Below are 18,925 nucleotides of genomic sequence, written 5' to 3' on the forward strand. Positions count from 1 at the left end.
AAACCGGATTTCGGGCTAGTCGAGTGCGATACCTGGAGAGAACGCGTCTCAAAGGTCGACGTACTGGCCCTCCCAGTCCCGACGAGCCTCGAGTTCACGTCGACCGCGTCGAGTGAGCGTGTAGAAGTTGGTCCGTCGGTCTCGGCTCCCCTTCTCCACGAGTCCCTTGTCAACGAGCGTGTCGAGGTTGGGGTAGAGCCGGCCGTGGTGGATCTCCTTCTCGTAGTACTGCTCGAGTTCCTCCTTGATCGCGAGGCCGTGTGGCTCTTCTTCGCCGGCGATCACGTAGAGGAGGTCGCGCTGAAATCCTGTCAAGTCGTACATTGGGAACGTACCACTCGTACTTCTTGTCGAATTTTAATAAATATACCGGGTTGCAGTCGGAACACGGACGGAGTATTCCGTCGAACACGCGACTGGCGAGACTTTCGAAACGTAAGGGCTTCGACCAGTATGGAACGCGTGACGCATAACGAAGTCCTCATGTCTACGATGAATTGTGTTCAGTCTGGAATTAATTGTGTTCTGTGCGACCCCCGGTGCTCGACTCTATCGACCGTCGTCGACTGTCGCCAGCCGTCGTATATGCCGATACGAAACCGATAGCGGACGGTACGACTACTCGACGTGCAGGACTTTGCGCTCAGAAGCGTTGTAAACAGGAAAGCAAACCACGCGGCGTGAAAAGGGCCGCGTGATTGCTTGCCGCCCTGAATTGGTCCCCGCTGACGCTTCGGCCCTCCAAAGCGAAGCGTCAATTGGTAGAATTCACCGAAGAACCTTAAAGGTACCGACACCGCCTCGAAACGTGACTGGTCAGTGTCGGACTACGTTCGGGCTCGACAGTCACATGTGTTCTTCCTCGAGGACCCAGCCCAGCGCCCGGCGGTAGTACGTGAACATCTGTCTGACGCCCTCGTGGCGCATCTCGTCGCTCTCGAGTTGCTCGACGAGGAACTCGTACTGGTCGCGGATTTCGTCCTCTTCACGCATGGGTCTATCTCGTATCTGCACGGTAAAAAGTGGGACCCCGGAACTCGATTTGCGATCGGCCGGGTGTCGTACGCCCGCTCTCGAATCCCGGCCCATCGATGGGTTCGGGTCAGACTTTTCGAGCGGTCAACGGTTGTCGGCGGCGCAACTCACAGGGGAACTCCGGATGCTCCAGGACGTGCCAGACGAGTATGTGTCGCCGACTGCCGGAAAGCCCAGTTCGCCCGACGTCGTCCGCCGTGAACGTCGTCGGGAGCGCCTCGAAGAGGTCGACCACCGCTTCGAAGGAGTCGAAGACCTTTCGGTGGCCGCTCGAGGTCGCGCCGCGACGGGCAACGACGTAGGACCCGTCGGGCCGATGCGTCGCTTCCGTGTGGGTAAATGTTCGGGTCCGCGAGAGCGCGTCGGCGAGCTGGTCGCGAAGCTGTGCTGCGTCGGTACTGGTCAACGCGTAGGTGGTGGAACCGACCTCGAGGACGACGCCGTCGTCGGTCGTTCGTACCTGCGTGCCGTCGCTATCGACGAATTTCTCGACCAGGAGCGTGGGTACTCCGTGTCATCGTATCCGTCCGTTCTCGCGCTCGAAATAAAATCGTTTGGGCGACTCCACGACGTTCGAGCTCGACGATCCGTCGACCCGACGCGTGTGGTGACGCTGTTCGAAAAGTGAGCGAGACGAGTCGCGAGGGACTCGTTATACGTCTTCGTCGTCTTCCTCGTCGTCCGTTTCGTTGTCGTCACCGACGTCGGTCTCGTTGTCGTCCGACTCGTTGTCGTCGCCGATGTCGGTCTCGTTGTCGTCCGACTCGTTGTCGTCGCCGATGTCGGTCTCGTTGTCGTCTTCCTCGTCGTCCATTCCGTCGTCGGTCTCATCGTCGTCGCCGACGTCGGTCTCGTTCTCGTCGTCGCCCATTCCGTCGTCGTCCCCATTACCGACACCGTCGTCCACTCCGTCGTCGGTTTCGTTGTCGCCCGGGCCCTCGTCGGTACACCCAGCGAGGGCGGCCGTACCAGCAGCGCCAACTGCAACGACGAACTTCCGTCGGCTGAATCTGTCTTGGGACATGCGAATCCGGGTATTTCACTCGAGCTTCTGGGTATACGCATTGCAATTGCCGCCTCTTCATCCCCCGGTGGGTAAGCACTCGCCGAACTAATATGATCTGAATTACAGGATCGACGAGGCGTTCGGTCGGCTCGAGGCCGCCGGTGTCGTGCATCGACGGGACTTTTGGGCTCGCGCGCGTACGAACGGCAATGAACGTCCGCGGCGAACGCGAGTGTACGTCCTGTGGGACCCGTTGGTCGTACGCCGAGACGGGAAGCGTCGGCTGTCCAGCCTGCGGGAGCCTCAAGAGCGTCGGTACCGGCGAGCGCACGGCGACCACCGACCGGCCCGCGTCGTTCGACCTCACGAGCGTCCGCGGGGCCGTCGACGAGGCGGCCAACGACGAACTCGCCGACCGCGCCAGAGGGGTCTGTCGCGAGTACGTTCGTAACCGCGGATTCGTCGCCGACGGGGACCTTCGCCCGCTCGACGACACGTACCTCGCCGCGATGGAACTCCGCCACGCCGCCGACATCGTCGCCCGAACCTCCCAACTGACCGAAGACGAAGAGCTGTACTTCCTCTCGCTGTTGCGCGATGCCGACGACGGCACGCGCCCCGACCCGAAGACGGTCCCGCCGTCCTTTCACGAGGCTCGAGGCCTCGCCGTCGCCGACGCCGTGCGCACCTATCGGCGTGATCTCCGCCTCTGGGTCGAGGAGACGGACCAGGAACTCGAACTCGAGGACGCCCAGAGCACGCTCGAGAACCTGATCGATCACGAAACCCGCCTGCGCATGCTGGAGGGCGACGTCGAGCCGACGATCGCGGAACGACTGCTCGAGACGACTCGACACCTGGCGAACGGCGTACAGGGGGACGTGGCCGAACTCGAGGCCGCACGAGAAGGCCTCGAGTCGCTGGCGAAGACGCTGTAGGACCGGACTCGAGGTCAGGATCAGGGCAACTCGACGTCGATTCCCTCCTGCAGGCTGGCGGCTTTGACCGTGTTGTAGAGCAACATCGCGCGCGTCATGGGGCCGACGCCGCCGGGGACGGGGGTGATCGCACCAGCTCGTTCCTTCGCGCTCTCGAAGTCAACGTCGCCGACGAGTTCGTATCCCTTCTCGGTGTCCGCGTCCACGCGGTTGACCCCGACGTCGATGACGGTTGCGCCCTCGTCGATCATCGAGCCGTCGATCAGTTCGGGGACGCCAACGGCAGCGATCACGACGTCCGCCGCGCGCGTCTTGGCCGCGAGGTCGTCGGTTCGAGAGTGACAGACGGTCACCGTCGCGTTGCCGTCGCCGGATTTCTGGATCAGCAGGTTCGCGAGGGGCTTACCGACGATGTCCGAGCGTCCGACGATGGTCACGTCCGCCCCCTCGGTGTCGACCCCGGTGGATTCGAGGAGTTTCTGGACGCCGTGGGGGGTACAGGGCCGGAAGCGAGCGTCGCCAGCGACCAGTCGTCCGACGTTCTCGGGGTGAAAGCCGTCGACGTCCTTCATGGGGTCGATTCGCCGGATCACGTCCCGATACTCGACGTGGTCGGGGACCGGTGACTGGACGAGGTAGCCGTGGACATCGGGATCGTCGTTGAGTTCCGAGATGACCTCGTACAGGTCCTCGGGGGCAGCGTCACCGGGGACGTCGACGTGGTGGGGCTCGATGCCGACCTCCTCGCAGTCGCGCTGTTTCATGTTCACGTACGTCTGGCTCGCCGGGTCGTCGCCCATCAGGACGGTCGCCAGCCCTGGACGGGCGTCGGCGTCCGCGAGCGTCTCGATCGCTCCAGTCAGATCGGCTCGTATCTCGCTCGCGACCGCCTTCCCGTCGATGATCGTCGTCATACCGGAACCCGACACCGCGAGCCTATTCAATGCTCGGGTTCGTGCCCATCTTTTCTCTCGTTTCGAGTGTATTATTCACGTTCGTGCATTTTCCGATCGACTCGTCTCCCCTTCACCCTCGGTCATCGTACCCCGGAACGAGCGATTCGTCGGACTCTTCGCGTCGCCAGCCATCGCTCTCGAGAACGAGCCACTCGGGCAAGGCCGACTCGACTCCCCCTCGGAGCGGTTCAATGCCGTTATTTCGCTTCGATGCCTCCGTACCCTCGTGGAGAACGTCACTGACCGAACGAGCAACCCCTTTGGGATGCGACCGCCCTTCCAGAAGCACGACCCCGGTAACGTCCCCGCCGTGTTCGGCTACGGCGACGCCAACGCCGACTTCCACCTCATCGGAGACCATCCCGGCATCCACGGCGGCGAGACCACTGGTATCCCGTTCACCGAACTCGAGACGAGCGAGCGCCTCCTGGATGTCTTCCGCACCGTCGGATTCGTCAGCGGTCCCGCCAGCGAGCCGGTCTTCTCGAACTTCTTCGCCGACTACCTCCACATGTGCACCCTTCCCGGCGGCCGACCGCCGACCACCGAAGAGTACGACGAACTCGAGCGCTACTTCGACGCGGAGTTGCGCGCGATCAACGCCCACATCCTCCTGCCAGTCGGCGCCAGGGCGACCGATCACGTTCTCCAGGAGTACACGACCCAGCGCCATCGAATCGACCTCGAGATGCCCGCCCTCCACGCGACGGAGATCCGCGGTCGCGGGTTCATGGTCGTCCCGATTCTCGACCCGGCCGAGTGGGAAGCCGGGGACCGAGAGCGGTTGCTCGAGCGACTCGAGGCGATTCTCGATTCGGATTATCGGCAGACGAAGGGTGTGGCGACGCGGATCGGGTGAAGCGGGTCAAACCGGCACAATAGGTAACTACCGCCCGAACCGTTTTCGAACGCTCACGCGGAGCGGAAGCCCCAGCGCGCCGAGCAGCGGAACGACGACGAACAGCGCCAGATCGGCTGGAAGCGTCGCGTACCCGGCAGCGGCGACGGCGAACCCGACGAGCGGGGCCAGGACGCCCAGGACGTAGAGGTACGAGGGCGACCACCCGGGGAGCTGGTGAGTTCGGTGAACGACGACGCCGATCAGCAGCGGCATGAGGACGCTTCCCGCGAGCAGCGGACCGCCGACGACCATCGTCGCCGCAGTGAGCGCGACCCCGACGACGATGGTCTCGTCGAGCGAGATCGGCCCCCAGGTCTCCTCGCGCCAGGCGACCCGTGCAGCGAGCACGAAGAGCAACGAGAGGCCGACGACTCCGGCCAGGACGCCGTACCACTGGATCGGCTCGAGGAGCGAGGGCGGGGCGACCAGCTCGACGCTCGAGACAAACGCGATGGGGGTCGAAATGCCGTGCCGACTGGTCGAGAGGAACGTCCAGAGCGCGTTCGCGTCGGCGCCGATCGACTGGAGTTCCAGCGCCAGGTTCGAGAGCGCGTTCTCGTGCTCGAGTCCGAAGTGGACGAGTCCGGCGAGATACACGAGGATCGACGTCCAGATGAGCGGCCAGGCGAAGTTCTGGTCGCGCCACCACCGGACGAGCGCGTTGTCGGTCAGTCGACCCGGTCTCGAGTGAGCGTGAGCGTGCGGGGTCGACTCGGTCCGGGCACTCGACGTACCGGCGGTGCCGGTCGTCGTCCCGCCCGCGGTGGTACTCGAGGCGGTCGTGTTCGAGCGAGCGTTCCTCCCGGTGCCGGCCCCCGTTCCGGTGCCAGTGCTCGTAGTCGAGGTGGACGCACTGGCCGATCCCGCGCCGGCGCTCGCACTCGCACTCGAGGTTCGCGAGTCCGTCGTCCCGCCTGCCGACGTAGCGCTCGAGGTCGCGTTCGAGGTTCGGGTCGTCGACGAACGCGACTTCGGGCCCGATTTCGACCTCGGATCCGAATCCGATTTCGAACTCGAGGAGTCGTCTCCCTCGTTTTCGTCCGCGTCTGTATCTGTGTCCGCGTCCGTAGCCGACTTCCAGAGGTCAGGTGAGGGGAGTCCCGACGTTCGCTTGGCGACGTAATCTTCGTGCCCGAGGCGATCGTAGGCCTGGCGTTCGACCGGATCGCCCAGAATGTCGTAGGCCTTCTTGAGTGCCGTAAACTGCGCCTGTGCCCGGTCGTCGTCGTTCAGATCCGGGTGGTAGACCCGGACCTGTTCACGAAACGCCTGCTTCACGTCGTCCTGAGAGGCGTCAGATGAGATGTCGAGAAGGTCGTAGAAGTCGATATCGTCGGTCATGGAAGATCGGTCGTCTATAGCCCCGGGACTGGTCTGTTAGACCGTTTTCCTGCGACAACTTATACTTTCAATATCGCTGATTGTCTCCGCGACGTATCTGCCCATCGTGGACGAACTGGCATGGGTATTTCGGCCGACGACGTCTTCACCGCGTTCAGCGGCCTCTACTCGAACTCGTCGAGAGAGACCTGTCCGGACCCCCGAACCGACGTCTCGCGGTTCGCTTGTTCCTCGTCGTCGGTAGATCGTTCGGCCTCGTCCCGACCGCCCGAATCCGACGCGAGAGCGGTTTCGAGGTCGAGTTGCTCTACGGCGTTGGTCACCCTTTCGGTGGGCGAACTCGAGTCTGCTCCGCCAAGTGCGTCGTTCTCGCCGTCATCGCCGTCGTCGGTACTCGAGTCCGCCCCGTCCGATCCCGTTCGATCCTCCCAGTCGACACCATCGAGACTCGTCTGGTCTGCCTCGCTGAACTCGAGGTTCGCCACCCTGACGCCGAGTTTTCGCACGGGTTCGGACTCGAACTCGGTGAACAGGTCCAGGGCGATCTCCCGGACGAGATCGGGTTCGTCGACCGGTCCGGGCAACGACCGCTCGCGCGTGTTGACCTCGTAGGGCGGACGGACGGCCTTCACGCCCACGGTCCGGTACAGCGCGCCCTCGCGGCGGGCACGGTCGGCGACGGCCGCCGCGAGCGTCTCCACCAGTTCGAGCTTCGGCTCGCGCTCCTCGACGGGGCCGTCGAACGCCGACTCCCGCGAGAAGCTCTTCGGAAGTCCCTTCGGTTCGACGCGGCGGTCGTCGTCTCCTCGTGCGCGCTCGTAGAGTTCCCGTCCGCGCTCACCGAATCGGTCGACGAGCGGTTCCGGGTCGGTGGCAGCGACATCCGCCGCTGTCTCGAGCCCCATCGACCGCAGTTCGCGGGCCGTCACGGGGCCGACGCCGTGGAGCAAGTCGACGTCGAGCGGCGCCAGGAACTCGCGAACCTCGCCGGGACGAACGACCGTCAGGCCGTCCGGTTTGTCGAAGTCGCTGGCGATTTTGGCCGCGCTCATCGAGGGTGCGACGCCGACGCTGACGGTGATACCGACCTCGCGACGGATTCGGTCTTTGACGTGGCGGGCGAAGCCGTCGACGACCGACCAGGCGGTGCGTTCGGTCACGTCGAGGTAGGCCTCGTCGACGCTCACCTCGCGGACGACGTCGGCGCAATCGTGGAGGATCTCTTTCACATCGGCGGCAACCGACTGGTAGTAGTCCATGTCGACCGGGCGGTAGTGGCCGGTTTCCTCGACTGCGAGGTTTGGATCGGCCTCGGCGTCGACCCGCCGGGGCAGCGCCTCGAGCGCCGTCGAGATGGCCTGAGCGCTCTCGACGCCGAACGCGCGCGCCTCGTAGCTGGCGGTGGCGACGGCCCCGACCGAGTCGCCGGATTCGTACCCCATCCCGACGACGACCGGTTCGCCCTCGAGGTCGGGTTCCCGGAGGCGCTCGCAGGCAGCGTAGAAGCAGTCGGCGTCGACGTGGAGAACGATGCGGTCCTCGCTCTCGTCGGTGTGGTTGACGCCGGGGAGGTACGGTTCGTTGGCCATGGGCTGGTGTCGGCGGGTTCGTTACCCCTTTCGTACCGGACGTTTCGACCCGGTAGCCGTGAAGGTTGCGCCCGACGGCTCGAGTTCACTCGGCGAAGCTGCTTTGCAGATTCCGTTCCCGACCACGCCTATACTATAGATATTATAGTTAAAAACGGCGTCGCTCGACCCCCGTCCTGGGCTGCCGGAACGCCCGCACTTTTGACCCCCGAGCGAAAGCCCCCGTCATGAGCACCGACTACGACCTCGACCGATTCGACTCGAGACGCTCCTCGGTCCACACCACCGGCGGGATGGTCGCCACGAGTCAGCCCCTGGCGGCCCAGGCCGGCCTCTCGATCCTCGAGGACGGCGGGAACGCCTTCGACGCGGCCGTCGCCACCGCGGCCGCGCTGAACGTCGTCGAACCCACGTCGACCGGACTCGGTGGCGACGTCTTCGCCCTCTACCGAACCGCCGACGGCGAGGTCGGCGCCATGCGCGCCTGCGGTGGCGCCCCAGCCGAGGCGACCATCGAGAACGTCACGCGCTCGGTCCAGGAGCGAGATGACGCCGCCGACTGGTACCCCGAATCCAGGGGCTACGCCGTCGACGACACCACGGGCGACGACCTCGAGATGCCGTTCCTCGGCCCCCACGCAGTCACGGTTCCCGGGACGGCACGCGGCTGGGAGGCCACGGTCGAAGAACTGGGGACGCTGCCGCTCGCTGACGTCCTCGAGCCGGCTATCCATTACGCCCTCGAGGGGTACCCCGTCTCGGAGGTCATCTCCTATTACTGGCAGGGCGCACCCCGGCTCTTTACCGACGACCACGCCCGCGAGGCCTACCTGTTCGACGCCGAAGCGCCCGATCCAGGTCAGGTCGTGACGCTCGAGCGCCTGGGTGAGTCGATGCGAACGATCGCCGAAGAGGGCGCGGACGTCGTCTACGAGGGGGAGATCGGCGAGGCCATCGCCGACGAGGTGCAGTCGAAGGGCGGCTTCCTGACCCTCGAGGACCTCGCCGCCTTCGAACCCGAGTTCGTCGAGCCCGTGCACACGACGTACAACGGCGCGGAGATCTTCGAGCTGCCCCCGAACAACCAGGGGCTGATCGCGCTCGAGGCGCTGAACATCGCGGAGAAAATCGGCGCGGGCGAACACGCGTACGACTCCCCCGAGCGGGTGCACGCGTTCGCGGAGGCGACGAAGCTCGCGTTCGTCGACGGCCACCACTACATCACCGACCCCACCTACGAGACGGTGCCGCCGCTGGGATCGAAGGCCTACGCCCGAGAGCGCGCCGCAGCGATTGGCGACCGGGCGATCCAGGACCCCGAGGTTGGCGTGCCGACCAGAGCGGCCGAGGACGCCGACACCGTACTCCTGACTGTCGGCGACGAGGAAGGAAATCTCGTCTCGTACATCAACTCCCGCTTCGCCGGGTTCGGGAGCGGCCTGGTCGCCGGGGACACCGGTATCGCCCTCCAGAACCGCGGCGCCTCGTTCTCGCTGGATCCCGAGCACCCGAACCGCCTCGAGCCAGGAAAGCGGCCGTTTCATACTCTCGTGCCGGCTATCGCGAAGTTCGACGAGGACGACTGGGCGGCCTTCGGCGTGATGGGCGGATACATGCAACCCCAGGGCCACGTCCAGGTCGTCTCGAACCTGGTCGACTACGGAATGGGCGCCCAGGAAGCGCTCGACGCGCCGCGCTGGCGCTACCGCGAGGAGGGGGCGCTCGGCGTCGAGGAACGGTTCCCGAACCAGACCGGACTCGTCCGCAAAGGCCACGACGTACAGGTGCTTCCACCCGTGATGTTCGGGGGTGCACAACTCGTTCGCCGCACCGGAGACGTGCTTACCGGGGCAACGGAACCGCGAAAAGACGGTCAGGCGGTCGGGTTCTAGGGATCGAACGGCGCTCGAGTTCGGGTCGACGATAGACCTCGACTATCGACTACCCGCTCCAGGTACCGCCGAGGTCGTCGGCGACGTTGTCGCGCCAGCTATCGAACTCGGTCTGGCACTCGGGGTTGACGCCGATGTGGTCGACGAACCCGGCACCGGGGTCGCTCAGTTCACCGCCGCAGAACGGGCAGGTCGCGGTGTCGTTCCAGTGTGTTGCGTGCGTTGACATACGCTGATCGTCCACAAACCTGTATTTAGTTCTATCCGGCATACGTATAAAATACCTATTATGGGGATAAGGTACATACACATCTTCGTTCGGCCACTTTCGAGATGGGGAGACTATCACCGTCAGAGTACCGAATCGTAGCAGGGGCCTAATCGGCGTGCGACGCTTGCCCGAGCGACCCGCGTTCGACCGCCGAATCCCTCGACTCGACGACGAATCTCAGGACCTGGCAACGACTCCTCGAGCAACGAGTTTCGTACCCCGGCAGAAGGAATCTGACTCGAGACGTCGGCGTGGGCATCCTCCGAACCGGCGGAACTATACCGGAACCCTTCCAATTGGCTCGACGACAGATGACCCGTCCACCGCGCGTCTCGAGACGACAGGTCCTCGCCGGGGGGAGCCTGGCTCTGGCGGGACTCGCCGGTTGTGCGCTCCCCGGGTACGGCACCTACTCGCGGGATCAGCACTCGTTCGACCCCGAGATCCTGCCCTACGACGAAACGTATCCGGACCGCGACGACGCGGCGATGTTTCGCCGCGGGCTCCGTCGACTCGGATACTACCCGAACGAGACCGTGCCGGAGTCGGTGTCGGTCAACTGGTCCCTCCCGGTCAACTACATCGGCCACACCGCGGCGAAGTCGAGTCCCCTGCCGACACCCGACGGCGAGACAATCCTGATCCCGTCCGACACGGGCCGCATCCACGCGGTGACCCCCCATGGCGAGCACCGGTGGACGCGGATGACCGGCGCCTCGAGATCCCTGGGCTTTCACGGAACGCCGACCGTCATCGGCGACGTCGCCTACCTCGGGGGCTACGACGGCGACATGTACGCCTTCGATCCCGAAACCGGCGACGAGGTCTGGCACACGACGGGCGGCCAGCTCGACGGCTCGATCGCCATCGGCTCGAGCCCGGCCTACTGGAACGGCGTCATCTACGTCGTCACCGAGTACTCGAACCCGAACGCGGGGACGATGTGGGCGCTGGACGCCGGCACCGGCGAGCCGCTGTGGAAGGACGACCGCCTGTGGGGGATGCCTCACCCCTCGACGGCCATCGATCCCGAGACCGAGCGGATGGTCACCGGGTCGAACGACGGCGTCGTCTACGCCTGGGAGTTTCCCTCGCTGGAGTTCGCCTGGGAGTTCGAGACCGGCCACCACGTCAAGGGGACGATCCCAACCTACGACGGCGGCGCATTCGTTGGCTCCTGGGACGGCTACTTCTACCGCCTCGATCTCGAGGACGGCACCGAGGAGTGGTCGTTCGAGATCGGCGAAGTGGTCATGTCGAATCCGGGAATCGACCCCGAGACGAACGTCGTCTACACGGGCGGCGACGACTGGAACGTCTACGCGCTCGATGCGGACACGGGCGAGGAGCGGTGGTCGACCCACGTCGAAGGCAACGTGCTAGGATCCCTGACGGTGACCGCCGACGCGGTGCTGGTGGGCTCTTACGATGGCCACCTCTACGCGCTCGAGAAGGATACCGGCGACGTTCGATGGAAGGTGCTGAACCGCGGCTACGTGACCAGCGAACCGATTCCGCGCGACGGCCGGATCTACTACGCCGAGCGGGCCAGGATCTCGAACTACTGGAGCGACAGCGAGGAGGCGGTCTTCGAGGCACCGGGCCACGCCTACTGTCTGGTCGAGGACGAGTAGCGGGTTGAGGAGAGAGGTGAACCCTCGAGGACCCGGATTGTGCGACTGCTGACAGATACGGATTGTGCGATTGCTCGAGGATGCGTTCGAGCACTGTTTTGCGATGTGGTCGTACGGCTATCGGGAACGATTTAGTTCGTCCGTTCGAGTACGTTTGCCACGGTGAGGATGATATCGAGTTCGGTGGGGGATTCGACGAGTTCGACGACGCCCGCCTCCGAATCGTAGTGAATGAAGTCGTACTCGTCGGCTTTCTGGAGGTGGTTGTGATGAAGCGAGAGTTCGATGTTGTTCCACTTCTCGTCCGGGCGGGATGAGGCCCCATCGTCCGTTTCCATGTCCGCCACCGCTTCCACAACCTCCTCGACTGGCACTGCACCATCCTGTTCGTTGAGATAGTACAGTGCGTATCGGCGGCGCTTCTCATTGAGAAGACCCAGAACATTGTCAACCGTTACCATTGACCGAATGGAGATTTCGAACGAGCATAAGTTGCGCGGTGGTGGGTTGTAGCCCGTTCGACGTGAATTTCTCCGGTCGAAACGAGTGACAGTCGACCTTCCGTACGGTTTTGACCGGCGCACTGGCCCCGGCGTCTCCAACGCGGGTGTCCGAATGCACGTTCGTCGCGTGCACATACACACCTGAACCTGAATTCACCCGACACGAGTTTTATCATCTCGCTCGATGACGAACGCTCATGTCCGAAAAAGCACTCTTCGGGTTGTTTCTCGGCGTCGTCGTCGTCTTGCTCTTCGTGACGGGCATTGTCCTCATCACGTTCTGAGGGCGGTGTCCCCCGCGCGACCCCGCTCACGCGACGATCGCGTACGCGAACAGGAACCCGAAGTACGTCACCACAAGTACGAGCAGTGCACCTAGCACGTAGCGTCTGTGAGCGCCGCGTTCTGCCGCTGCGACCGTCGCGTACGTCTCGCGCTCTCGAGCGCTGAGTCGATCCGGATGCTCGAGTCCCCGATGGAGCAGGCGACGCTCTTCGGTCGTGAACGGACGACCGCAGTCCTGACAGCGTGAGGCTGCAGCCGTCGGTTCGCTCCAGGTCGGTTCGTCGTCGGAATCTGCGATCATACTCGGTGTCATCGTTCGGGTGTCGCTTCCTGAAACCGGACGGCGACGACGTATGTGACCAGAAACAGCGTCCCCACGAGTGAGAAGATGAGCCCGTAGACGACGGCCAGCGACAGCAGGTCCCACCCCCACGGGCGCTCGATGAGCAACCACCCGGCGAAGAACAGCAGCACGCCGAGGGGCACGAGGTTTCCCGATATATCTCGAATCGACTCCCTGGAGAGACCGAGCGTCGGCATGGTCCGTCGATGCACACCGCCAACGATGATAAAGGAGTGGGTAAAATCCGTCGGGAAGTAGCCGCCTCCGATCGTATCGAAGCGGTGGGACGAGCGACCAGTCTGGGCGAGTGGGTGGGTATTTTACCGCGTACGTTATAGAAGCGGGCAAATGGTCGAGCCAATCGGTCACGGTGCGATGGCGCTGTTGTTCGCCGTTCCCGCCTGGATACTGTGGGGTCGTCGACCGGCGCTAACATTTACCGCGCTCACACAGGTCACGGCGTTGCTTCCGGACGTCGACCTCCTGTTCGAGTCCTATTTTTCACATCCTCAACTCCAACACCACGGTGTGACACACACCGTTACGTTCGTCCTGGTAGTCGGCCTCGTTTTCGGGGCCGTGGCCGCACGAACACTCACGGGGGCGTTGAACGCTCATCGGCTGATACGAAGCGACTCGATCTCTCCCGAGACAACGTTCGTCTTCACGACGAGCGCGTTCTGGGCCGGTGGCCTCAGTCACATCTTCGTCGACCTGCTCTCGTCGGCGCCGGATGCGGCGATGGAACCCTTCTGGCCGATCTACGCCGGCGAAATCGTCATCAACGTCGTCGCGTACGATTCGACGCCGGTGAACGTGGGACTGGTCGTCGTCGCTCTGGTGACCCACGTGGCACTGTACCGCGCCGAGCGCTACCCCTACGAAACTCGGTGGAGCGTCGGGTCGTAGCCGTACGTCTGCTCGCCGTGATTTTCTCGAGTGCGCCTCGAGGCATCTCACTGGGGATATTTGTCCCTCGGGAGTGTCGAACCCGTATCCGTATCCGTATGCGCGCTCGCGGAGGCTCATCCCCCGAGGATATCGATCGGAAGCAGGCCGCTATCGCCGTCGCCCCGCTGGTAGCCGTCGGTCTCTTCGCGATTCTCTTGGTAGTGCTCTGGGGAGCGAACTACCTCTGGGGGTTCGTCGTCGCACTTCCCGTCTCGTTTTTCATCGCGCTCGTCTGGATCGCGTTCCGGTCTCGACCCGCATCCTCGAGTTAGTCCACTAGTCTCTGGCCGCCGGCGCGTCAGTCACGTTTTCCTCGCCTTCGTGGTTCACGAGCCACGTCTGGTACGTTTCTTCGTCGACGACGACGATCGTCGCCCGCATGTGTGCGTGCTGGGCACCACAGAACTCCGTGCACTGGACCTGGTAGGTGCCGGGTTCGTAGACGTTGGTCCGAACGGCGCTCTCCTGTTCGGGGAAGACGTCCTGACGCAGGCCCAGACCGGGAACGGCGAAGCTGTGGATTACGTCCCTCGAGGTCATGACGAACGCGACATCTCGATCCGTGGGCACGACGATCACGTCCTGGGTCGTCACGTTCGCGTCCGGATAGGTGGCCTGCCAGCCCCACTGGTAAGCCACGACTTCGACGACCATGTCGCTCTCGGCGACCTCGACTGGATTGTCGCCAGTCCCGGCCAGATCCTCGTCGGAGAGGACGCCCGGCGACAGGTACGGGCTGGCGAGCACCGCGTACGCCGAGACGCCGACGAACAGGAGAATAACCGCCGTCGCGACTGTCCAGGTGATCTCGAGGGCCGGATCTTCTGCGGTCGGCCGTGGGTCCTCGTTGTCCCGGAATCGGAGGACGGCGTACGAGAGGATGACCAGGACGAACAGCGTCAGCGGGAGCGCAACGTAGAGCAACTGGACGTAGAGGCCGTCGATGAGGTCGCGGTTGACCGACTGGGCGGCGACGGACATCGTCATGGCGACCGCTCCGACGGTCGCGACGATCAGCCACCGGACGAGACGGACGTAACGCCCCTCCATCCCGGCAATCGACCACGCTCGAAACCAAATAACCACCACGGTGGCGTCAGCGTAGCGAGAGGTTGCGTCGGCAGGGTTTCATTATGGAGTTCGTGGTAGCGTGGTGAGATCGACGCATGAGGAGTCGGCCGAACGTCGAGGCCCGAGTCTGCGTTCCGTGCTCGAGCGGCCGACGAGCGACGGAATGGCGGCCCTCGAGTCGGGGGTGGTGCCCTTCGAGGAGCGACCGCTCGAGTTCCGTCACGAGGGTGGCACCGCTCGGGAGGTCCCCACCGTGATGCCCGACCCTGCCCTCCTGCGGGTCGCACTGTTCGTCGCAATTCTCCTCGGCTGTCTCGCCATCGCTAACCGCGCGAGCCAACGCGGCGCCCGCCCTGACGGCGGGACCCACGTGAGTCGCGATCTGACGATCGACATCGCTACCGTTCGGGCCGGCCTCGAGCGCTGGACGACGACCACCAACCACCGCGAGATCGGTCTGCTGTACATCGCATTCGGTACCCTGGCCGGCATCTGGGGCGGCATCGACGGGATGATGATGCGGACGGAGCTGCTCGTCCCCGCTGCGTCGGTCTGGAACGAGCCGACGTACAACGAGCTGTTTACGGCCCACGGCATCACGATGCTGTTTTTCTTCGTGACGCCCATCTTCTTCGGCATCGGGAACTACTTCCTGCCGCTCTTGCTGGGAGCCGACGACATGGCGTTCCCTCGACTCAACGCCATCGGGTTCTGGATGCTCCCACCGGCGCTCCTGCTGGCTCGGGCGGGACTCATCTCGGAGGTGATGGCGAAGGTCCTCGGATTGCTGCTCGGCGAGAACTCACTCGTCCGCTTCTTCGGGGCGCTGAGCGAACCCGGTCTGGGGTGGACGCTGTACGTGCCGCTGTCGGTCCAGACAGCAAATCCGCAGATCGACCTCTTGCTCCTCGGGTTGCACCTTAGCGGCATCGCGACCACGCTCGCGGCGATAAACTTCATCGTCACCATCTTCTACGAACGCGCTGCGGACGTCACCTGGGCGCGTCTGGATATCTTCTCGTGGACGATTCTCACGACCAGTGCGCTCGTCGTCTTCGCGTTCCCGCTGCTGGGGAGCGCCATCGTCTTGCTGTTGCTCGACCGGAACGTGGGCACGACCTTTTACGCGATCGAGGGTGGCGGGCCGTTGCTATGGCAACACCTCTTCTGGTTCTTCGGCCACCCGGAGGTGTACATCATTTTCCTCCCAGCGGCGGGCCTGATGAGCCTCATTTTACCGAAGTTCTGCGGACGGACGCTCTTTGGCTACCAGTTCGTCGTCTACTCGACGCTGGCCATCGGCGTCCTCAGCTTCGGCGTGTGGGCCCACCACATGTTCGTCACGGGAATGGATCCCCGCCTCCGCGCCGGGTTCATGATCACGACCATCGCCATCGCCGTCCCGAGCGCGATCAAGGTGTTCAACTGGATGACGACCATCTGGGACGGGAACGTCCGCCTGACGGCGCCTATGATCCTCTGCGTCGCCTCCATCCTCACCTTCGTCATCGCTGGTGTCACGGGTATCTTCCTCGCCGTGGTTCCCATCAACGTCACCTACCACGGGACCTACTACGTCGTCGGCCACTTCCACCTGATCGTCATGGGAATCATCCCGTTCATGATGTTCGCTGCGAGCTACTACTGGTACCCCATCATCACCGGCCGGCTGTTCGACCGACGGCTGGCCCGCTTCCAGGCGACCCTGCTCGTCGTCGGTTCGACGACCACCTTCACCGTCCTCGTGATCCTCGGCGTGCTCGAACTTCCCCGTCGCTACGCCGACTACCCGCCGGCCTACGCGCCCCTCCAACAGGTCGCGACTATTGGCGCCTACCTGATCGGCATCAGCGTCCTGCTGTGGCTCTACAACATGCTCTGGTCGTACTGGGCCGGCCCGCCGGTCGACGACGCCGACGTCTGGGACCTCAAACGATCCGAGCAGTTCACCCGCGAGTGGCAGTGGTTCGAGCGCCGCCTCGAGGTCGAGTACGGGATCGAACCGAGCGAACCGGCGACCACGAGACCGGCGTCGACTACCGATCCCGCAATAGGCAGTCCGTCGATATCGAGGCAAATCCGTCCGCTGATGGGATCGGTCACCGAAAACGTGTTCGTCGGGGCCGTCGCGGGACTGGTCGGGACCCTCCTGATGACCGTCGTGCTGGCCGTGGGCGTCGCCATCGGCGTCTTCCACCTGCAGGCGTTCTCGGAACTGGCGGGCCTGATCGGCGCACCCGACCGCGCGTCCGTCGGATACGCGCTGTTCGTCCTGGCCGGGTCGACCGTCTGGCCGCTATTGTTCCTCACCATCGCTCGCTACCTCCCCGGCCGGACGCCCATCGCTCGCGGCCTCTCGTTCGCGACCATCGTCACCTCGGGGTTCCTGCTCGCGTTCTACACCGGTCAGGCAGGGCTCGCCCTCGTCGGCTACGTCGGCCTCTCGATACTCGCCCACTGGGCCTATGGGGTCGGCCTGGGTGCCGCGCTCGACTACGCCTCGTTCAGGTGGGACGTGGAGGTGTGACGATGATGGCTCGAGACGATCGATCGACGCGCGAAACGGACGCCGAGAACGGAAACGGAAGCCGGGGCGAGGAGTCCCGACTCTTCTCGTACGCGCTCCCGTTTCTCGCCGCGCTCTTTCTCGCGCTCGGGATCGCAGGAACCGTCCTCGGCGGCTGGTCCATCGTCCAGCCCGCGATCGGCGGCTGTGGGGATCCCGTCATCGGCATGTCGACACCCGAGGAAACCGAGCAGCGACTCTCTGACGTCGGCCCAGTCGTCGAGACGCTCGAGTTCGAGTCGCTGACCGAGGCCGAACGGCGCGCCGTTCTCGAGGCCATCGACGATCCCCATCAGGAGGGAACCGTCGAGGGGTCGTTCGACCACCGCGAGGCGTTCGAGCGGGGCGTCGTGATCAGCGGCAGCGAAGTTGGCGAAGCGCGGTACGCGACCCTTCGCTCCGAGAGTCGGTGTCTCGGCGTCGATCCGGTCGCCCTCCCGCTGGGGCTCATCTCGTTGCTCGTCGGCGTCGGCGCGTTCACGCTCGTCGGCGTCGAGAACTATCCGTGGGAGTTCCGGTGGTCGCCCCGGCGGGAAATTGCGCGCGAGGACGAGGGAACTCGAGACGCGAGCGGCGAACGAGACGGAACCGACGAGGAAGAGATGCGAGACGCCGACCAGCGGCGATGGGACCGACGCGAGCGCTGATTCACACCGAAACGACGGCCCCGACGTACAGCGTGGCCACGAGGAAGAGCCAGACTGCGTCGACGAAGTGCCAGTATAGCCCCACGGTCGCGACGGACGTGTCTCGCTCGGGGGCGTACTGCCCGCGCAAGCCGCGAACGAAAACGATCAAGAGCAACACGACGCCGAGGGCGACGTGAATGCCGTGGAGTCCCGTCAATCCGTAGAACGCGCTCGCGAACACCCCGTCGGTGATCGAGAACCCCTCGTGGACCACGAACTCGTAGTACTCGATCGCCTGGCCGGCGAGGAAGACGGCGCCCAGGAGGACGGTCAGGCCGAGAAGGCCGAGGAACGCCTGACTTCGTCCGCGCTCGAGAGAACTGTGGGCGACGTGGAACGTGACGCTGCTGACGAGCAGGAGCGCGGTGTTGACCACGACGAGAGAACCGAGCAGCGGCGGGAGGTCGGCGGGGGGCCACGTTCCGACGCGGACGAACGCGTAGTAGATGAAGCCGGCGCCGAAAGTGCCGAGATCGGTCGCGAGAAAGAGAATCATGGTGGTGACGTAGGTGCGTCGCGCCTCTGGGTCGGCTACGGAACGGTCCTGGTGGTGGAGGAATGCCTGTCGGAGCCAGCCGAACAGCCCGGTTAGCAGGAGTCCGCCGCCGAGGAACGCGACCACGAGACCGAGGAGAGCCGGGACGGTCCCGACGCCGAACGCCAGGGCGAGAAGCGCGAATCCGACGTACAGCACGGCTGCGCCTGCGGCGCTCACGATGGGCCAGCCGCTTCGATGGTGGGCATGATCGCCCCCGTCTCCGTCACCGGACGTGTCGGGCGCGTTCGGGGGGTCCGATCGCGAGTGTGGCGGCGGCGGTGTCGACGTGATGTGGATCACCTGCTTGGCTCGAACGTGGCGTCGCGTTCGCTGGATTCGAACGGTGCCGCGTTCACTGGGCTCGAGCGACACAGCGTTCGCGCAACAGAGGTATCCACTCGAGGCAGTCCCAAGTA

Annotated in this window: 21 protein-coding genes; 8 read left to right on the top strand and 13 right to left on the bottom strand. The window is 64.4% G+C overall.

Going from position 1 to position 18,925, the window contains the following annotated elements:
• Window positions 1–48: 48 nt before the first annotated feature.
• The 4 genes from ACFQO4_RS17855 to ACFQO4_RS17870 all read right to left on the bottom strand — a co-directional run bounded on the left by ACFQO4_RS17855 (window position 49) and on the right by ACFQO4_RS17870 (window position 2,059).
• Window positions 49–324 carry a PadR family transcriptional regulator gene (locus ACFQO4_RS17855; protein WP_252698748.1) on the bottom strand — a complete coding sequence of 92 codons (276 nt, stop codon included), beginning with the start codon at window positions 322–324 and terminating at the stop codon, window positions 49–51.
• A 522-nt stretch (window positions 325–846) separates the two neighbouring features.
• Complete coding sequence (locus tag ACFQO4_RS17860) at window positions 847–993, bottom strand: DUF8555 family protein (RefSeq protein WP_500262211.1); 147 nt, start codon at window positions 991–993, stop codon at window positions 847–849.
• A gap of 109 nt (window positions 994–1,102) precedes the next feature.
• A complete protein-coding gene (locus ACFQO4_RS17865; protein WP_500262212.1) occupies window positions 1,103–1,441 on the bottom strand; it encodes a DUF7528 family protein in 339 nt (112 codons plus the stop codon).
• Between the two features lie 246 nt (window positions 1,442–1,687).
• Window positions 1,688–2,059 carry a hypothetical protein gene (locus tag ACFQO4_RS17870; protein WP_312907800.1) on the bottom strand — a complete coding sequence of 124 codons (372 nt, stop codon included), beginning with the start codon at window positions 2,057–2,059 and terminating at the stop codon, window positions 1,688–1,690.
• 191 nt (window positions 2,060–2,250) lie between these two features.
• Here ACFQO4_RS17870 and ACFQO4_RS17875 point away from each other — a divergent pair, with 191 nt between their 5' ends.
• Window positions 2,251–2,979 (top strand): DUF7117 family protein, encoded by a 729-nt coding sequence (locus ACFQO4_RS17875; RefSeq protein WP_500262213.1) that lies wholly within the window; start codon window positions 2,251–2,253, stop codon window positions 2,977–2,979.
• 20 nt (window positions 2,980–2,999) lie between these two features.
• Here the strand turns inward: ACFQO4_RS17875 and ACFQO4_RS17880 are convergent, their stop codons facing one another.
• The gene (locus ACFQO4_RS17880) at window positions 3,000–3,893 is read right to left on the bottom strand and encodes a bifunctional methylenetetrahydrofolate dehydrogenase/methenyltetrahydrofolate cyclohydrolase (protein ID WP_500262214.1); all 894 of its coding nucleotides are present in this window, start codon (window positions 3,891–3,893) and stop codon (window positions 3,000–3,002) included.
• A 268-nt stretch (window positions 3,894–4,161) separates the two neighbouring features.
• Between ACFQO4_RS17880 and ACFQO4_RS17885 the strand changes: the two genes are divergently transcribed.
• Complete coding sequence (locus ACFQO4_RS17885) at window positions 4,162–4,794, top strand: uracil-DNA glycosylase family protein (RefSeq protein WP_500262215.1); 633 nt, start codon at window positions 4,162–4,164, stop codon at window positions 4,792–4,794.
• 27 nt (window positions 4,795–4,821) lie between these two features.
• Here ACFQO4_RS17885 and ACFQO4_RS17890 read toward each other — a convergent pair whose 3' ends face one another.
• Complete coding sequence (locus ACFQO4_RS17890; protein ID WP_500262216.1) at window positions 4,822–6,177, bottom strand: J domain-containing protein; 1,356 nt, start codon at window positions 6,175–6,177, stop codon at window positions 4,822–4,824.
• Between the two features lie 164 nt (window positions 6,178–6,341).
• Window positions 6,342–7,766, bottom strand: a complete 1,425-nt coding sequence (gene dinB / locus ACFQO4_RS17895) for a DNA polymerase IV (protein ID WP_500262217.1) — start codon at window positions 7,764–7,766, stop codon at window positions 6,342–6,344.
• Between the two features lie 227 nt (window positions 7,767–7,993).
• On the opposite strand from dinB, the gene ACFQO4_RS17900 reads away from it, so the two are divergent.
• Window positions 7,994–9,658: a gamma-glutamyltransferase family protein gene (locus ACFQO4_RS17900; protein ID WP_500262218.1), complete on the top strand. Its 1,665-nt coding sequence runs from the start codon at window positions 7,994–7,996 to the stop codon at window positions 9,656–9,658.
• Window positions 9,659–9,707: 49 nt separating this feature from the next.
• Here ACFQO4_RS17900 and ACFQO4_RS17905 read toward each other — a convergent pair whose 3' ends face one another.
• On the bottom strand, window positions 9,708–9,887 hold the full coding sequence (locus ACFQO4_RS17905) for a DUF7501 family protein (RefSeq protein ID WP_500262219.1): 180 nt from the start codon (window positions 9,885–9,887) through the stop codon (window positions 9,708–9,710).
• 353 nt (window positions 9,888–10,240) lie between these two features.
• On the opposite strand from ACFQO4_RS17905, the gene ACFQO4_RS17910 reads away from it, so the two are divergent.
• Window positions 10,241–11,563, top strand: coding sequence for an outer membrane protein assembly factor BamB family protein (locus ACFQO4_RS17910; RefSeq protein ID WP_500262220.1), 1,323 nt, complete (start codon window positions 10,241–10,243; stop codon window positions 11,561–11,563).
• Window positions 11,564–11,694: 131 nt separating this feature from the next.
• Here ACFQO4_RS17910 and ACFQO4_RS17915 read toward each other — a convergent pair whose 3' ends face one another.
• From ACFQO4_RS17915 to ACFQO4_RS17925, 3 genes are all read right to left on the bottom strand, one after another.
• A complete protein-coding gene (locus ACFQO4_RS17915; protein WP_500262221.1) occupies window positions 11,695–12,024 on the bottom strand; it encodes a DUF7344 domain-containing protein in 330 nt (109 codons plus the stop codon).
• Between the two features lie 352 nt (window positions 12,025–12,376).
• A complete protein-coding gene (locus ACFQO4_RS17920; RefSeq protein ID WP_500262222.1) occupies window positions 12,377–12,652 on the bottom strand; it encodes a DUF7410 domain-containing protein in 276 nt (91 codons plus the stop codon).
• 8 nt (window positions 12,653–12,660) lie between these two features.
• Window positions 12,661–12,906: a DUF6684 family protein gene (locus tag ACFQO4_RS17925; RefSeq protein ID WP_500262223.1), complete on the bottom strand. Its 246-nt coding sequence runs from the start codon at window positions 12,904–12,906 to the stop codon at window positions 12,661–12,663.
• Window positions 12,907–13,042: 136 nt separating this feature from the next.
• Between ACFQO4_RS17925 and ACFQO4_RS17930 the strand changes: the two genes are divergently transcribed.
• The gene (locus tag ACFQO4_RS17930) at window positions 13,043–13,603 is read left to right on the top strand and encodes a metal-dependent hydrolase (RefSeq protein ID WP_500262224.1); all 561 of its coding nucleotides are present in this window, start codon (window positions 13,043–13,045) and stop codon (window positions 13,601–13,603) included.
• Window positions 13,604–13,701: 98 nt separating this feature from the next.
• On the top strand, window positions 13,702–13,917 hold the full coding sequence (locus ACFQO4_RS17935) for a DUF8142 family protein (protein ID WP_500262225.1): 216 nt from the start codon (window positions 13,702–13,704) through the stop codon (window positions 13,915–13,917).
• Between the two features lie 4 nt (window positions 13,918–13,921).
• Here the strand turns inward: ACFQO4_RS17935 and coxB are convergent, their stop codons facing one another.
• Complete coding sequence (coxB, locus tag ACFQO4_RS17940; protein WP_500262226.1) at window positions 13,922–14,695, bottom strand: cytochrome c oxidase subunit II; 774 nt, start codon at window positions 14,693–14,695, stop codon at window positions 13,922–13,924.
• A gap of 277 nt (window positions 14,696–14,972) precedes the next feature.
• On the opposite strand from coxB, the gene ACFQO4_RS17945 reads away from it, so the two are divergent.
• The gene (locus tag ACFQO4_RS17945; protein WP_500262260.1) at window positions 14,973–17,243 is read left to right on the top strand and encodes a DUF6789 family protein; all 2,271 of its coding nucleotides are present in this window, start codon (window positions 14,973–14,975) and stop codon (window positions 17,241–17,243) included.
• Window positions 17,244–17,245: 2 nt separating this feature from the next.
• Window positions 17,246–17,929 (top strand): hypothetical protein, encoded by a 684-nt coding sequence (locus ACFQO4_RS17950; protein ID WP_500262227.1) that lies wholly within the window; start codon window positions 17,246–17,248, stop codon window positions 17,927–17,929.
• A gap of 1 nt (window position 17,930) precedes the next feature.
• Here ACFQO4_RS17950 and ACFQO4_RS17955 read toward each other — a convergent pair whose 3' ends face one another.
• The gene (locus tag ACFQO4_RS17955; RefSeq protein WP_500262261.1) at window positions 17,931–18,800 is read right to left on the bottom strand and encodes a cytochrome c oxidase subunit 3; all 870 of its coding nucleotides are present in this window, start codon (window positions 18,798–18,800) and stop codon (window positions 17,931–17,933) included.
• Between the last annotated feature and the right edge of the window lie 125 nt (window positions 18,801–18,925).

Origin of the sequence: Saliphagus sp. GCM10025334 (genome assembly GCF_042663485.1) — an archaeon.
GTDB lineage: Archaea > Halobacteriota > Halobacteria > Halobacteriales > Natrialbaceae > Natronosalvus.

Bases quoted from the DNA above. Each gene is read 5' to 3' on its own strand.
- ACFQO4_RS17860 (WP_500262211.1), bottom strand. From the start codon at position 993: ATGCGTGAAGAGGACGAAATCCGCGACCAGTACGAGTTCCTCGTCGAG.
- ACFQO4_RS17915 (WP_500262221.1), bottom strand. From the start codon at position 12,024: ATGGTAACGGTTGACAATGTTCTGGGTCTTCTCAATGAGAAGCGCCGC.
- ACFQO4_RS17935 (WP_500262225.1), top strand. From the start codon at position 13,702: ATGCGCGCTCGCGGAGGCTCATCCCCCGAGGATATCGATCGGAAGCAG.
- ACFQO4_RS17905 (WP_500262219.1), bottom strand. From the start codon at position 9,887: ATGTCAACGCACGCAACACACTGGAACGACACCGCGACCTGCCCGTTC.
- ACFQO4_RS17855 (WP_252698748.1), bottom strand. From the start codon at position 324: ATGTACGACTTGACAGGATTTCAGCGCGACCTCCTCTACGTGATCGCC.
- coxB (WP_500262226.1), bottom strand. From the start codon at position 14,695: ATGGAGGGGCGTTACGTCCGTCTCGTCCGGTGGCTGATCGTCGCGACC.
- ACFQO4_RS17875 (WP_500262213.1), top strand. From the start codon at position 2,251: ATGAACGTCCGCGGCGAACGCGAGTGTACGTCCTGTGGGACCCGTTGG.
- ACFQO4_RS17880 (WP_500262214.1), bottom strand. From the start codon at position 3,893: ATGACGACGATCATCGACGGGAAGGCGGTCGCGAGCGAGATACGAGCC.
- dinB (WP_500262217.1), bottom strand. From the start codon at position 7,766: ATGGCCAACGAACCGTACCTCCCCGGCGTCAACCACACCGACGAGAGC.
- ACFQO4_RS17900 (WP_500262218.1), top strand. From the start codon at position 7,994: ATGAGCACCGACTACGACCTCGACCGATTCGACTCGAGACGCTCCTCG.
- ACFQO4_RS17920 (WP_500262222.1), bottom strand. From the start codon at position 12,652: ATGATCGCAGATTCCGACGACGAACCGACCTGGAGCGAACCGACGGCT.
- ACFQO4_RS17945 (WP_500262260.1), top strand. From the start codon at position 14,973: ATGCCCGACCCTGCCCTCCTGCGGGTCGCACTGTTCGTCGCAATTCTC.
- ACFQO4_RS17950 (WP_500262227.1), top strand. From the start codon at position 17,246: ATGATGGCTCGAGACGATCGATCGACGCGCGAAACGGACGCCGAGAAC.
- ACFQO4_RS17890 (WP_500262216.1), bottom strand. From the start codon at position 6,177: ATGACCGACGATATCGACTTCTACGACCTTCTCGACATCTCATCTGAC.
- ACFQO4_RS17910 (WP_500262220.1), top strand. From the start codon at position 10,241: ATGACCCGTCCACCGCGCGTCTCGAGACGACAGGTCCTCGCCGGGGGG.
- ACFQO4_RS17930 (WP_500262224.1), top strand. From the start codon at position 13,043: ATGGTCGAGCCAATCGGTCACGGTGCGATGGCGCTGTTGTTCGCCGTT.
- ACFQO4_RS17870 (WP_312907800.1), bottom strand. From the start codon at position 2,059: ATGTCCCAAGACAGATTCAGCCGACGGAAGTTCGTCGTTGCAGTTGGC.